The organism is Streptomyces diversicolor, from assembly GCF_057537855.1.
The window spans coordinates 178,560-192,257 of record NZ_BAAJXA010000001.1 but is presented as its reverse complement, the minus strand read 5'-3'; the positions used below and the strand labels follow the sequence as shown (position 1 = coordinate 192,257).

The window sequence follows — 13,698 nt, the reverse complement described above, 5'->3', positions numbered from 1 at the left end:
AACGCCCGCGCCGCACGGCGGACTCGGCGAGCGCCCGCCGCCCCGCGTACCGGACCCGGTGTCCCCCGGGGGCCGTCCGCTGCGCTGTTCCCGGGACAGTCCCGATCATGGGGCGGCAGAATGTCGGCGGGCCGCCCCGGACGAGAGGGGCGGGCCACCCCGGACGAGAAGGGCAGTGACGTGAGCGAGGGGCACCCCCCTGCGGACGGGCCGGTGAGGCTGAACACCTCCGTGGCCCACAACGCGCGGGTCTGGAACTACTGGATCGGCGGCAAGGACAACTACGAGGTCGACCAGCAGGTCGGCGAGCATGTCGCCGGGCTGTTCCCGGTGATCCGGGCGGTCGCGCGCGCGGACCGGGAGTTCCTGGGGCGGGCGGTCCGGTTCCTGGCCGAGGAGCGCGGGGTGCGGCAGTTCCTCGACATCGGCACCGGGCTGCCGACCGTGAACAACACCCATGAGATAGCGCAGCGGATCGCGCCCGCGTCACGGATCGTGTACGTCGACAACGACCCGATCGTGCTGGCGCACGCCCGCACCCTGCTCACCAGCAGCGCCGAGGGCGTCACCGACTACATCGACGCCGATGTGCACGACCCGGAGGCGATCCTGCGGCGGGCCGCCGAGACCCTGGACCTGTCGCGGCCGGTCGCGGTGATGATGCTGGGCATCCTGAACTTCGTGCTCGACACGGACACGGCGCGGGACATCGTGCGCCAGGTCATGGCGGCGGCGCCCGCCGGCAGCTTCCTGGCGCTGACCCACCCCACGTTCGACGCCGAGTTCGGCGGCGCGGGCAATGTGGCCGCCATGGAGTTCTGGAACGAGAACGCCACGCCGCCCATCATCGCCCGCACGAAGGACGAGGTAGCCGCCTTCCTCGACGGACTCGACCTGCTCGAACCGGGCCTGGTGCCGTGCTCGCAGTGGCGCGCCGGACCCGACTCCCCCGCGGTGGTGCCCCAGTTCGGCGCGGTGGCCGTGAAACCCTGACCCCCGACCGGAGTGCCGAGCCCGTCATGGAGGACGTATGACCACGCTGGCCGACCCCGTGCCCGGAGGGCGCCCCGGTGACGTGGAGCGGGCCGTGGCCCGCGCCGCCGAGCTGACCGGCCGGGGCGTTCACGGGATCGTGCTGGCCTACGTCGACACGGCGGGCGTGGGCCGGGTCAAGACGGTCCCGACGGCCCGGCTCGCCGACGCGGCGGCCTGGGGCGTCGGCATGTCACCGGTCTTCGACACGTTCCTGGCCGACGACTCGAACGTCACCACGGACGTCCTCGGCTCCCCCGACGGCGATCTGCGGCTGTACCCGGACCTGGACCAGCTGGTGGAGCTGGCCGGCCAGCCCGGCTGGGCCTGGGCACCGGTGGACCGGATCACACAGGAGGGCGAGCCGCACCCCGGGTGCGGCCGCACCTTTCTGCGCCGGGTCGTCGCGGACGCCGAGGCCCGGCTCGGCATCACCGTCCGGGCGGCCGTCGAGATCGAGTGGACCGTCGGCCTGGACACGGCGCCCGATGGTGCGTTCGTCCCGGCGGTGTCCGGCCCGGCCTACAGCGCCACCCGGCAGGTCGAGCTGAGCGACTGCACCGCCGATCTGCTCGCCGCGCTCGCCGCGCAGGGCGTGGCCGTCGACCAGGTCCACCCGGAGTACGCGGCCGGGCAGTTCGAGGTGTCGGTGGGCGCGCTCGACCCGGTGGCGGCGGCCGACCGCAGCGTGCTCGTGCGGCAGACCGTCCGGGCGGTGGCGCGGCGGCACGGACTGCGGGTGTCGTTCGCCCCGGCCGTGCTCGCCACCGGCGTCGGCAACGGCGGGCATCTGCATCTGTCCTGCTGGCGCGGCGGGGCGAACCTGCACGCGGGTGGCACGGGCCGGTACGGCATGACGGCCGCCGCGGAGTCGTTCACGGCCGGGGTGCTCGCCCGGCTGCCCGCGCTGGCCGCGGTGACCGCGCCCAGCCCGGCCAGCTATCTGCGGCTGCGACCCTCCCAGTGGGCGGGCGTGTTCACCTGCTGGGGCCGGGAGACCCGGGAGGCGGCGCTGCGGGTCGTCACCGGCATGGCGGGCCGCCGGGAGCGGGAGGCCAATCTGGAGGTGAAACCGGTCGACCTGGCCGCCAACCCGTATCTCGCGCTCGGCTGTGTCATCGCCGCCGGTCTCGACGGTCTCGCCGGCGCGGCCCCGCTGCCCGAGGAGATCACCGGGGACCCGGCCCGGTTCGACGCCGACGAGGCGGCAGCGCGGGGCGTGCGCCGGCTGCCGACCACGCTCACGGCGGCGGTCGAGGCGTTCCGTGCCGATCCGGTGCTGCGCGCCGCGCTGGGGCCGGTCCTGGCCGACGCGGTGAGCGCGGTCCGCCTCGGCGAGGCCCGGGCCGTCGACGGCCTCGACGACGCGCGGGTGGCGGCGGCCTACCGCTGGCGGTACTGACCATGGGCGCACTCCAGGAAGCGCTCGCCGCACTGCCGTTGGTGGACCACCACTGCCACGGCGCGGTCACCGCCCAGCTCGCCCCGGCCGAGTTCGCGTCGCTGCTCACCGAGGGCGAGGCCCGGCCCGGCAGCGGGATCTCCCCGTTCGACACGCCGGTCGGTGTGGCCGTGCGCCGGCACTGCGCGCCCCTGCTCGACCTGCCCCGGCACGCGAGCGCCGCCGACTATCTGGCCCGGCGCACCGCCCTGGGCTGGGCGGAGGTCAACCGGCGCCTGCTGTCCGCGGCGGCGGCCGGGGCGTTCTGCGTCGACACCGGGTACGCCCCGCGTCCCCTCACCACGCCCGCCGAGCTGGCCGCGGCGGCGGGCGCGACGGCGTACGAGGTGGTGCGGCTGGAGACAGTCGCCGAGACGGTGGCCCGTGACGGGGTCGAACCGGGCGAGTACGCGCGCGTGTTCCGCGCCGCGGCCGAGCGGGCGGTGCGCCGGCCCGGCGTGGTCGCGGTGAAGTCGGTGGCCGCCTACCGCACCGGCTTCGCCCTGGATCCGGCCCGGCCGACGGACGCGGAGGTGACCGCGGCGGCCCGGCGCCGGCTCGCGGCGGGCGGCCGGCTGGCCGACCCGGTGCTGGTACGCCATCTGCTGTGGACCGCCGTCGACCTGGGGCTGCCGCTTCAGCTGCACACCGGGTTCGGGGACGCCGACCTGCGGCTGCACCGGGCCGACCCCGCCCTGCTGACGGACTGGCTGCGGCTGATCCGGGGCACGGTGCCCGTGCTGCTGCTGCACTGCTGGCCCTACCAGCGCAACGCCGCCTATCTGGCGGCGGTGTTCGAGCAGGTGTACCTGGACGTCGGGCTGGCCCTGCACCACGCGGGACCGGCCAGGGCCCGGGCGATCCTGGAGGAGGCGCTGGAGATCACCCCGTTCCGCAAACTGCTGTACAGCTCCGACGCGTACGCTTTGGCCGAGTTCCACCACCTCGGCGCGCTGTGCTTCCGGCAGGGGCTCGCCGCGCTGCTCCAGGACCGGGTGGACGCGGACGAGCTGAGCCTGCCCGACGCCCTGCGGATCGCCGCCTGGACGGGCCGGGACAACGCCCGCCGCCTGTACCGACTGCCCGCATCCGACCCCGCTCGCGACTGAGCGCGCACCGCACCGGAAAGTATGATCAAGCAATGTCTGACATGACCGAAACCACGCCGGGCTGGCTGACCAGCGACGAGCTGGAGATGGCGCGCGCCCGCATGCCGATCCTGTACGTCGAGGCCGTGCCCGTGCGCGTGGACGACAGCGGCGAAGTCACCAGTGTCGGTCTGCTGCTGCGCATCGGGCCGGACGGCACGGTCAGCAGGACCCTGGTCTCCGGCCGGGTGCTGCACCACGAACGGGTGCGCGACGCACTGCTGCGCCATCTGGAGAAGGACCTCGGGCCGGTGGCACTGCCGCGGGTGCCGGCCTCGCTGCAACCGTTCACGGTCGCCGAGTACTTCCCGACGGCGGGGATCACCGCGTACCACGATCCACGGCAGCACGCGGTGTCCCTCGCCTACGTCGTCCCGGTGACCGGGGACTGCCGCCCCCGGCAGGACGCGCTGGACCTGGTGTGGTTCACGCCGCGGGAGGCCGCGTCCGAGGCGGTGCTGAGCGAGATGCCCGGCGGGCACGGGGCGCTGCTGAAGCAGGCACTCGCCCACGTCGGCCAGGTGTTCTGACCCGCCGCGGTCCCCGGTTCGTCCAGTAGTTCAGGCGGTCCTCAGCGCGGCCCTGCCTGGGGCGGGACGGCGTCGAGGAAGCCGCCCGACTGGTGCTGCCACAGCTTGGCGTACGCGCCGTCCGCGGTGAGCAGTTCCCGGTGGGTGCCCTGCTCGACGATCCGCCCGCGGTCGAGCACGACCAGCCGGTCCATGGAGGCGACCGTGCTCAGCCGGTGCGCCACCACCAGCGCCGTCCGCCCTTCCATGAGCCGCCACAGCGCCTCCTGGACCAGGATCTCGCTCTCCGAGTCGAGGGCGCTGGTCGCCTCGTCCAGCAGCAGGACCGGCGCGTCGCGCAGGATCGCCCGGGCGAGGGCGACCCGCTGGCGCTGACCGCCGGACAGCTTGACGCCGCGCTCGCCCACCATGGTCTCGAAGCCGTCGGGCAGCGCGTCGGCGAACTCCGTGACGTGCGCCGCCTCGGCGGCGCGGCGGATCTCGGCGTCGGTGGCGTCAGGCCGGGCGAACGCGATGTTGTCCCGCAACGAACGGTGGAACATGGCCGGGTCCTGCGGCACATAGGCGATCAGGCCGCGCAGGTCCGCCTGGCGCAGCCGGTTGATCTCCCGGCCGCCGATCAGGATCCGGCCGGAGTCGATGTCCGTCATCCGCAGCAGCAGCCGGGTGAGCGTGGTCTTGCCGCCGCCGGACCGGCCGACGAGCCCGACCTTCGTTCCGCTGGGCACGGTCAGGTCGAGGCCCTGGAACAGCGGCTCGGCGCCCGCGTGGGCGAAGCTCACCCGCTCGAACCGGACGTCGGCGGGCCGGGTCGGCAGCGGCTGCGGCGACGGGGGGTCGAGCACGGTCGGCGACGTCCGCAGCAGTTCGGTGAACTGCGCCGCCTCCGTCATGGAACTCTCCAGACGCCGGTAGATCTGGTTGAACTCGAACATGATCCGGGTGGCGTTGGTGTAGTACGTGAAGGCGACGACGACGGCCTCCACGCCGTGCTCGGCGCCGCCGAGCGCGACCGCGAGCAGCAGGCCGAGCGCGTTGGTGAGCACGGACATCGGTGCGACGAGGGTGTCGATGCGCAGATTGCCGTAGTCCCACGACCGCAGGGTGAGCCGGCGGGAGGCGGCGACGCGGGAGCGGTGCTCGGCGGCCTCGCGTTCCTCGGCGGCGAACGCCCGGACCGTGTCCATGTTCATCAGGCTGTCGGCGACATGCCCGGACACCCGGGCGATGGCCTCCTCGCGTTCGTCGACGAGGGCCTGGCGGCGGCGGATCAGGGGCACCACGCACACCGCGGTGAGCGCGATCATCGTCAACAGGCCGACGACGAGCAGCGGTTCGTAGCGCCACAGGACGACCGAGCCGAACGCCAGCGGTACGAAGCTGCCGACGACGTTGAAGGTGAGGGTGTCGACGAACTCCTCGAAGCGGGAGGCGAAGCTCAACACCCGTTTGGTCAGCGACCCGGCGAAGTTGTCGTGGAAGAACGCGGCGTCCTTGGCGAACAGTTCGTCCATGCCGATGACGTACAGGTGCTCGATGCCGAGGGCGTCGACGCGGTTGAGGCAGTGCAGTCCGATCCGCCACAGCGCTTCGGCGAGCAGCAGTACGCCGGCGAAGCCGAGGACGTACGGCAGCACGGAGCCGACGGCGGTTCCGGGGTCGTGCGCGAGGTCGGCGACGAGCTTGGCGACGATCAGCGGCGCGATGTAGGCGATGCCGATGTTGCCCAGCGCCGGCAGCAGCATCGCGGGCGCGGTGAGCCGTCGCAGTCGGGCCAACTCCCGTCCGTAGTAACGAAGTGCGAGGAGCACGGAGCCCCTGCGCTGAGGATTCCCACGCGATTCAGGCGTTTGCATCCCAACCCTGTGGTGTCGTAGGGCGGCCCGCGTCCGCACGCGGCCGACGACGGCCACCCGCGGTACGGGCGGACAGGACGGGCAGTGTCCCGCGGTCGCCCTCACCCGGTCCAAGCGTTTTCCCACCCAACGCCCCGAACCGGCCGCCACCCGAGCCCAACCAAGGCCCCAGCCCAGCCGGGGCCCTCCCCCGACGGGTTCCGCCCCCGACGGGTTCCGCCCCCGGCGGGGCCCAGCCCGGGCGAGGTCCGTCCCCGGCGGGGCCGTCTCGGGTGGGGACCGGTGTCAGACAGGGCCCAGCCCAGGCGGAGCCCGGCCTCAGGCGGAGCCCAGCCCAGGCGGGGTCCGCCCCCGGCGGGACCGTCCCGGGCAGGGACCGGTCTCAGACAGAGCCCAGCCCAGGCGGAGCCCGGCCTCAGGCGGAACCCGGCCCAGGCGGGGTCCGCCCCCGGCGGGACCGTCCCGGGCGGGGACCGGTCTCAGACAGAGCCCAGCCCAGGCGGAGCCCGGCCTCAGGCGGAGCCCAGCCCGGGCGAGGTCCGCCCCCGGCGGAGCCCGTCTCGGGCGGAGTCCGTCTCGGGCGGAATCCGTCTCGGGCGGAATCCGTCCCCGGCGGGGCCGTCTCAGGCGGAATCCGGCCCGGGCGGAGTCCGTCCCCGGCGGAGCCGTCTCGGGTGAGGGCCGGCCTTAGGCAGAGCCCAGCCCAGCCGGCGGCCAGTCCAGGCGGGGCCCAGCCAAGGCGGAACCCGGCCCAGGCGGAGTCCGGCCCCGACGGAGTCCGGCCCAGGTGGGGGTCGGGCTCAGGTGGGGTTTGTGGTTGCCGGGGGCGGGGTCGTGGGGTTGGTTCCGTGTGCCGGATCCCGCCACAGGGCCCGCCCCTGCTCCTCCCGGTCGGCCAGCCACGCCGTCTCCAGTTCCCTCGCCAGTTCCTCGTAGGACAGGCCGAAGGCGTACAGCGCCTCCAGGTCCTGGCGCGCGGTGATGTGGCGGCCTGACAGGGCGTCGCCGATCAGGGTGGAACCGGCGACGGCGGGGAGCGCGGGACGGCTGAGGGCGTGCACCACTCCCCACGCGACGAGGTGGTCGGCGTAGCGGACCGGTCCGGCCGGCTCCAGGTCCGTCCACACGAGGTGCGGCAGCCGCGCGCCGTGCGTGGCGAGCCGCTGCCAGCGCGGCGCGCTCATCGCCTGCTCGTGCAGGTGGTACACGACACGGGCGTGGGCGCGGGCCGCCTCGCCCGTCGGGTAGCGGGCGGCGGCAAGCCCCTGCTCGCGCAGCCGGCGGTCCACCAGGGCGTCGACCGGGGCGATGGGCAGCGACACCGCCGAGCAGATGCGGTGCAGCGCGCGGCCCGCCCCCCGCGCCTGCTCAAGGCCCGCGCACAGCGCGTCGAAGACCTGCTCGTACCGCATGGCGCTGAACACCGGTGTGACGTCGACGCCGATGCCGTCGGCGACCAGGGCGCTGACCGTCTCCAGGGCGCCGGGGGTGCCCGGGATCTTCAGCAGCAGATTGGAGCGGTCGACGGCCCACCACAGGGCCCGCGCCTCCTGCGCCGCGGACCGGCCGGGCACGGCCGGCGGCAGATCGGCCGAGACAAGCCCCGTCCGGCTGCGGCTCGCCTCGTACAGCGGGAGCAGCGCGTCGCAGGCGGCGCGGGTGGCGTCCGCCGACAGCCGGCGCCAGGCCCGGGCCGGGTCGGCCCCGCCCTCGCGGAGTTCGGCGAGGCGGGCCCGGCCGCCCCCCGCGAGGACGTCGTCGACCGTCCAGGTCACTCCCCCCAGGTCCCAGGCCGCCACGAGGCCGGGCAACTCGCCCTCCGGATCGGGATGATGGAACCCCCGCAGCCAGACGGAGACCCCCTCGGCGCGCAACCGCTTGAGGTGACGGCCGGTCGTGTCACCGGCGTTCATCGAGTGGCCCTTCTTCTCTTGCCTTCCGCGCGAACACCGGGGAGCCGCCTCGCGTTGGCGCTCCGTACATCTCGCGGATCGTGAGGAGCCAGGTTAGGCGGGCCGGGCCCGGTCGGTGCAGGGGCGGCCCGCCACTTCGTCAGGTCCGCGGCCCCAAGTCCCGGTCGCGGAGCGGGACCTGACGAGGTAACCGCGCTCCTGTGGTTCGGGGTCGGCGCCCCGCACATGCTGCCCACGGACCCTAGTGAAAGGAACCGATTGACGATGTGCGGTCTCGCGGGATGGGTGAGTCTGCGACGTGATCTGACCCGGCACACCGGCATCGCGTCCGCAATGACGCGCACCCTGGAGTGCCGTGGCCCCGATGAACACGGGCTGTGGGCCTCCGCCCACGCGCTGCTCGGACACCAGCGCCTCAGCATCATCGACCTGGAGGGCGGCAAGCAGCCGATGGCCGCCGCGCCCGGCGCACCGGACGCGCCGGTCGTCACGTACACCGGTGAGATCTACAACTTCCGTGAACTGCGCGGTGAGCTGGAACGCCGCGGGCACCGCTTCCGCACCGCGAGCGACACCGAGGTGCTGCTCCGCTGCTACCTGGAGTGGGGCGAGGACTTCACGGAGCGGCTGAACGGCATGTATGCCTTCGCCCTGTGGGACCCGCGCACCGAACGGCTCCTCCTGGTCCGCGACCGGATGGGTGTCAAGCCTCTCTACTACTTCCTCACCGACGACGGCATCCTCTTTGGCTCCGAGCCCAAGGCGATCCTCAGCCACCCGGAGGCCGAGGCGGTCGTGGACGCCGACGGGCTGCGCGAGATGTTCAGCATCGTCAAGACGCCCGGGCACGCGGTGTTCCGCGGCATGCGCGAGGTGCGTCCGGCGACCGTCGTGCGGTTCGACGAGAACGGGCTGAGCGAGCACGAGTACTGGCGGCTCACGGCGCGCGAGCACACGGACGACCTGCCCACGACGATCGGCCGGGTGCGCGAACTGCTGGAGGACATCGTCGAACGGCAGCTCGTCGCCGACGTCACCGTCGGCACGCTGCTCTCCGGTGGTCTGGACTCCAGCGCCGTCACCGCGCTCGCCGCCCGCGCCCTGGCCGCCCAGGGCGAACGGCAGCCGCTGCGCGCTTTCTCCGTGGACTTCACCGGGCACAGCGAGCGTTTCGAGGCCAACGTCCAGTGGGAGGACCCGGACACCCCGTTCGCGATCGAGGTCGCCCGGCACGTCGGCGCCGAGCATGTCGTCGTCGAACTCGACAGCGACGACGTGCTCGACCCCGAGGTGCGGGCCAAGGTGCTGCGCGCGCAGGACCTGCCGGTGTCCACCGGCGACATGGAGTACTCGCTGTATCTGCTGTGCCGCGCCCTGAGGAAGCGGATGACCGTCGCCCTGTCCGGGGAGGCGGCGGACGAACTGTTCGGCGGATACACCTGGTTCCACGACAAGGCGGCCGTCGAGGCCGACACCTTCCCCTGGCACCACCCCTTCGAGCAGGCGGGCGGCATCGGCGCCCTGCGCGACGCCGGCATCTGGGACCGGCTCGGTCTTGGCGAGTACATCAAGCAGCGGTACGCCGAGGCCCTGGCCGAAGTGCCGCGACTGGACGGCGAGCAGGGTCTGGAGGCCCGGATGCGGGAGGTCGGCTACCTCAACATCACCCGCTGGGAGAACTTCCTGCTCGACCGCAAGGACCGCATGAGCATGGCCGTCAGCCTGGAGGTGCGGGTCCCCTTCACCGACCACCGGCTCGTCGACTACGTCTTCAACGTCCCCTGGGCCATGAAGACCCACGACGGCCGTGAGAAGAGCCTGCTGCGCGCCGCGATGCGCGGGATCCTCCCGGACTCCGTCCTGGACCGCAAGAAGAACCCCTACCCCTCGACCCAGGACGTGACCTACGAACTCGCCCTGCGCCGCATGGTGGAGGGCCTGCTCACCGAGGGCTCCCCGGTGCTCCGGCTGGTCTCGGCCGACGCCGTCCGCAAGCTTCTCGGCCGGCCCGTCGGCGCGTATGCGATGGGCGGGCCGTGGAGCGCCCGCGCGGTCCTGGAGCGGCTGTTGGAGTTCGACGCCTGGGTCACCCGGTACGGCGTACAGGTGGAGCTCTGAGCCCGTGACCGTGCTCACCGTCTGGTCGGACATCGGCTGTCCCTGGGCCGGGCTCGCGCTGCACACCGTGCGGACCGCCGCCCGGTCCCGGGGCCATGAGCTGCTGATCGACCACCGGGCCTTCCCGCTGGAGCTGTTCAACGCCGAGCCGACGCCGCGGCACATCGTGGAACCGGAGGTCGTCGTCATCGGGGCCGCGCGGCCCGAACTCGGCTGGCGGGTCTGGGCCGGCCGGGACGCCGCCTATCCGTGCACCACGCTGCCCGCACTGGAGGCCGTCCAGGCGGCGAAGGATCCGGCGATCGGCGGGCTGCGCGGCTCGGACGCGCTGGACGCCGCGCTGCGGCACGCCTTCTACGCCGAGAGCCGCTGCGTCAGCGTCGTCCCGGTGATCCTCGACGTCGCGGCCGGGTGCCCGGAGGTCGACGCGGACGCGCTGGCCGGGGCGCTGGCCCGCGGGTCCGGCCGCGCCGAGGTCTTCGCGCAGTGGCGTGCCGCGCGGGACACCGCAGTGCGGGGCAGCCCGCACCTGTTCGGACCGTACGGCTGGACCGCGCACAACCCGGGCGTCCGGCTCACCTGGACCGGTGACCCGCAGACCGGCGGCCTGCCCCGCCTGGAGGCGTTCGACCCCGGCTGGGCCGACGCGTTCCTCGACGCCGCCGAGGCCCGGCACGGCCTCCCACCGCCCACCTGACCCCCACCACCAGGCCACAGCCCACACCCCGGCACCCCGCCCCCTCCCCGCCCACACCGGTCCCGCCCACATGGGGCCCCGCCACACCACCCGCATCCACGCCTTCCGCCCACACCAGTTGCTCACACCACTACCGACCACACCCCCTCCGCGTCTGACCTATCTCCCGTACTTCCGTGCACCCGTCCGGAGCCCGGTGCCTCGGGCGCGCGGGCTCCTCGCCCTCGGAGCCTCGTATGCCCTCGCCGCCCCCGTCGCCGTCATCGCCGTCGTCGTCGCCGTCGTCGCCGTCGTCGCCCCCGCGCCCGTCCCGTGCCGTCCGGCCGGCGCGGGAGTCCGCCGCGCTCACCGCGGTCCTCGCACTGCTGTCGTTCGTCATGCCGCTCGCCACCGACATGTACCTGCCCGCGTTTCCGCGGATGGCGAGGGACCTGGGCACCGACGCCTCCGGGGTGCAGCTCACACTGACCGCCTTCATGGTGGGACTGGCCCTCGGACAACTGGTGTTCGGGCCGTTGTCCGACCGGTTCGGCAGGCGGCGGCCGATTCTGGTCGGCACCGGTGTGTGCGCCTGTGCCACCGCCCTGTGCGCCGTCGCACCCACACTGGAGTGGATGATCCTGCTGCGCTGGCTGACCGGCGTCGGCGGCGCGGCCGGACTCGTCGTCGGGCGCGCGGTGGTCGCCGACCTCGCCCGGGGCGAACGGGCGGCACGGCTGTTCGGCATCCTCATGGCGCTGGGCGGCGTGGCCCCGGTCGTGGCGCCGCTCGCGGGCGGTGCCGTGGTCACCGCGACCGGGTGGCGCCTCGTGTTCTGGGTCCTCGCGGCGGCCTCCCTGGTGACCTTCGCCGCCGCCTACGCGATCGTCCCCGAGAGCCTGCCGCCCGCGCGGCGCACCCCCGTCGGGGCGGCCGCGGTGGCCCGGTCGGTGCGTTCCGTCCTGGCCGACCGCGCCTACCTGGGCTTCACCGGAGCCTTCGCGTTCGGCAGCGCCGCGCTGTTCTGCTACATCGCCGGTTCGCCGTTCCTGCTGCAGAACGTGCTCGGACTGAGCGTCGGGCAGGCATCGGCGGCCTTCGCCGCTGGCGCCTTGACGGCCACCCTGTCCAGCGCCCTGAGCGCCCGCCTCGTCGGCAGGTTCAGCCCGTGGTCCCTGCTGCTGGCCGGGCTGGTCCTGCTGGCCGCTGCCGCGACGGCCGCGCTCGCCGTCACGGCCCTGGGCCGGCTCGGCCGGATCGAGGCCTTCACCCTGCTGGGGCTCGCCTTCCTCGGACTCGGCCTGGTCTTCGCCAACGGCACGACCCTCGCCGTCGGCGCGGTGCCCCACGCGGCCGGCGCGGGCTCCGCCGTCCTCGGCACCGCGCAGAGCGCGCTCGGCGCCCTGGCCGCCCCGCTGATGGGGCTCGGCGGTGACCGCACCGCACTGCCGATGTTCCTCGGGATGACCGGGTCCGCCGCGCTCGCCCTGCTGTGCCTGGCGAGCGCGGGGTCCCGTCCGGCACCCGCGCCGCACAGGGATTTCCTGGGGAATTCTTGATGGAGTTCTGGAGGCGTTCTATAGGGAGGCCAAAGGATCGAGCGCGCCCCGAAAGGGAATTTCAGCAGGCCGCTCCACAGCCCGTGAAGTGCGCCGATGGCCCACCTCGCCTTCCCGGAAGATGACTTGACGGAGTCCGCAGCGATTCCTTTCCGGTGCTATTTCCAGCCCCGGAGAATTCACGGCACCCGTCCAGAAGGAGGTTTCAGTGGACCACTATCTCGCGCTCCTGCGCCGACTGCCCGCCTCCCAGCAGCCGGAGTGGGAGGACGACGACACACTGCACCAGGTACGGGACGATCTCGCGGCCCGGCCCCCGCTGGTGCGGGCGCGGGATGTCCACCGGCTGCGCTCCCTGCTGGCGCGGGCCGCCTCCGGAGCCGTCCAGGTCATCCAGGCGGGAGACTGCGCGGAGGACCCCGAGGAGTGCACGCGCGGATACGTCGCGCGCAAGGCGGCGCTGCTCGACCTGCTCGCCGGCACCCTCAAGTCGCTGTCCCACAAGCCGGTGCTGCGCGTCGGGAGGATCGCCGGCCAGTTCGCCAAGCCCCGCTCGCAGCCGACGGAGACCGTGGCCGGGCGGGCCCTCGCGGTCTACCGCGGGCACCTCGTCAACAGCCCCGAGCCGGACCCGCTGCTGCGCACACCGGACCCGCGCCGGCTGCTGACCGGTTACGACGCGGCGAGCAGCGTGCTGCGCCACCTCGGCTGGCAGCAGCCCACTCCGGGGCATGACGTGGACGCCGCGGTGTGGACCAGCCACGAGGCGCTCGTCCTCGACTACGAACTGCCCCTGCTGCGCGAGGACGCGGACGGTTCCCCGTATCTGGCGTCCACGCACTGGCCCTGGATCGGCGAGCGCACCCGGCAGGTGGACGGCGCGCACGTCGCCCTGCACTCCGCCGTCGTGAACCCGGTCGCCTGCAAGGTGGGTCCCGGCATTACCCCCGAGGAACTGCTCGCCCTGTGCGACCGGCTCGACCCGCACCGCGACCCGGGCCGGCTGACGCTGATCGCCCGCATGGGCGCCGCCGCCGTCAGCACCCGGCTGCCCCGGCTGGTCCGCGCCGTACGGCAGGCCGGCCACCCCGTCCTGTGGCTGTGCGACCCGATGCACGGCAACACCGTCACCGGCCCGGACGGCCTGAAGACCCGCTTCCTCGAAACGGTCGTCCACGAGGTGGAGACCTTCTACGAAGCGGTCTACGAGGCCGGCGGCACCGCGACCGGGCTGCACCTGGAGACCACGCCCGACGACGTCGCCGAGTGCCTGTCCCGGGAGGCGCCCGAGGAACGGGACGCCGGCAAGTACACCAGCTTCTGCGACCCGCGGCTCAACCCCGCCCAGGCCATCGCCGTGGCCGCGGCCTGGCGCGGCTGACGGCACGGGGGACCAACGACATGTCATTGGAGGCAAGTTGAACC

At 73.7% G+C, this 13,698-nt stretch carries 10 protein-coding genes; 8 read left to right on the top strand and 2 right to left on the bottom strand.

Annotated elements, in window-relative coordinates; translation table 11 throughout:
• Positions 1-180: 180 nt before the first annotated feature.
• Genes AC27LF_RS00740 through AC27LF_RS00725 form a run of 4 tightly spaced genes read left to right on the top strand, consistent with a single transcriptional unit; the run spans position 181 to position 4,151 of the window.
• Positions 181-993, top strand: coding sequence for an SAM-dependent methyltransferase (locus AC27LF_RS00740; RefSeq protein WP_479657997.1), 813 nt, complete (start codon positions 181-183; stop codon positions 991-993).
• A gap of 37 nt (positions 994-1,030) precedes the next feature.
• On the top strand, positions 1,031-2,434 hold the full coding sequence (locus tag AC27LF_RS00735; protein WP_479657998.1) for a type I glutamate--ammonia ligase: 1,404 nt from the start codon (positions 1,031-1,033) through the stop codon (positions 2,432-2,434).
• Between the two features lie 2 nt (positions 2,435-2,436).
• On the top strand, positions 2,437-3,582 hold the full coding sequence (locus AC27LF_RS00730; RefSeq protein ID WP_479657999.1) for an amidohydrolase family protein: 1,146 nt from the start codon (positions 2,437-2,439) through the stop codon (positions 3,580-3,582).
• Between the two features lie 41 nt (positions 3,583-3,623).
• Positions 3,624-4,151 (top strand): NUDIX hydrolase family protein, encoded by a 528-nt coding sequence (locus AC27LF_RS00725; protein ID WP_404029879.1) that lies wholly within the window; start codon positions 3,624-3,626, stop codon positions 4,149-4,151.
• A 41-nt stretch (positions 4,152-4,192) separates the two neighbouring features.
• On the opposite strand, the gene AC27LF_RS00720 is transcribed toward AC27LF_RS00725, so the two are convergent.
• Positions 4,193-6,007, bottom strand: coding sequence for an ABC transporter ATP-binding protein (locus tag AC27LF_RS00720; protein ID WP_479658000.1), 1,815 nt, complete (start codon positions 6,005-6,007; stop codon positions 4,193-4,195).
• An 800-nt stretch (positions 6,008-6,807) separates the two neighbouring features.
• Positions 6,808-7,920: a transaldolase family protein gene (locus AC27LF_RS00715; protein WP_479658001.1), complete on the bottom strand. Its 1,113-nt coding sequence runs from the start codon at positions 7,918-7,920 to the stop codon at positions 6,808-6,810.
• Positions 7,921-8,184: 264 nt separating this feature from the next.
• Between AC27LF_RS00715 and asnB the strand changes: the two genes are divergently transcribed.
• The 4 genes from asnB to AC27LF_RS00695 all read left to right on the top strand — a co-directional run bounded on the left by asnB (position 8,185) and on the right by AC27LF_RS00695 (position 13,654).
• Positions 8,185-10,038: an asparagine synthase (glutamine-hydrolyzing) gene (gene asnB, locus AC27LF_RS00710; protein ID WP_479658002.1), complete on the top strand. Its 1,854-nt coding sequence runs from the start codon at positions 8,185-8,187 to the stop codon at positions 10,036-10,038.
• A 4-nt stretch (positions 10,039-10,042) separates the two neighbouring features.
• Positions 10,043-10,735 carry a DsbA family oxidoreductase gene (locus tag AC27LF_RS00705; protein ID WP_479658003.1) on the top strand — a complete coding sequence of 231 codons (693 nt, stop codon included), beginning with the start codon at positions 10,043-10,045 and terminating at the stop codon, positions 10,733-10,735.
• A 236-nt stretch (positions 10,736-10,971) separates the two neighbouring features.
• Positions 10,972-12,273 carry a multidrug effflux MFS transporter gene (locus tag AC27LF_RS00700; RefSeq protein WP_479661768.1) on the top strand — a complete coding sequence of 434 codons (1,302 nt, stop codon included), beginning with the start codon at positions 10,972-10,974 and terminating at the stop codon, positions 12,271-12,273.
• A gap of 208 nt (positions 12,274-12,481) precedes the next feature.
• Entirely contained in the window at positions 12,482-13,654 is a 1,173-nt protein-coding gene (locus tag AC27LF_RS00695; protein ID WP_479661767.1) for a 3-deoxy-7-phosphoheptulonate synthase, read from the top strand.
• Positions 13,655-13,698: the final 44 nt, after the last annotated feature.

Excerpts from the sequence above, each read along its gene's own strand:
- AC27LF_RS00735 (WP_479657998.1), top strand. The coding sequence starts at position 1,031 with ATGACCACGCTGGCCGACCCCGTGCCCGGAGGGCGCCCCGGTGACGTG.
- AC27LF_RS00720 (WP_479658000.1), bottom strand. The coding sequence starts at position 6,007 with ATGCAAACGCCTGAATCGCGTGGGAATCCTCAGCGCAGGGGCTCCGTG.
- AC27LF_RS00715 (WP_479658001.1), bottom strand. The coding sequence starts at position 7,920 with ATGAACGCCGGTGACACGACCGGCCGTCACCTCAAGCGGTTGCGCGCC.
- asnB (WP_479658002.1), top strand. The coding sequence starts at position 8,185 with ATGTGCGGTCTCGCGGGATGGGTGAGTCTGCGACGTGATCTGACCCGG.
- AC27LF_RS00730 (WP_479657999.1), top strand. The coding sequence starts at position 2,437 with ATGGGCGCACTCCAGGAAGCGCTCGCCGCACTGCCGTTGGTGGACCAC.
- AC27LF_RS00725 (WP_404029879.1), top strand. The coding sequence starts at position 3,624 with ATGACCGAAACCACGCCGGGCTGGCTGACCAGCGACGAGCTGGAGATG.
- AC27LF_RS00700 (WP_479661768.1), top strand. The coding sequence starts at position 10,972 with ATGCCCTCGCCGCCCCCGTCGCCGTCATCGCCGTCGTCGTCGCCGTCG.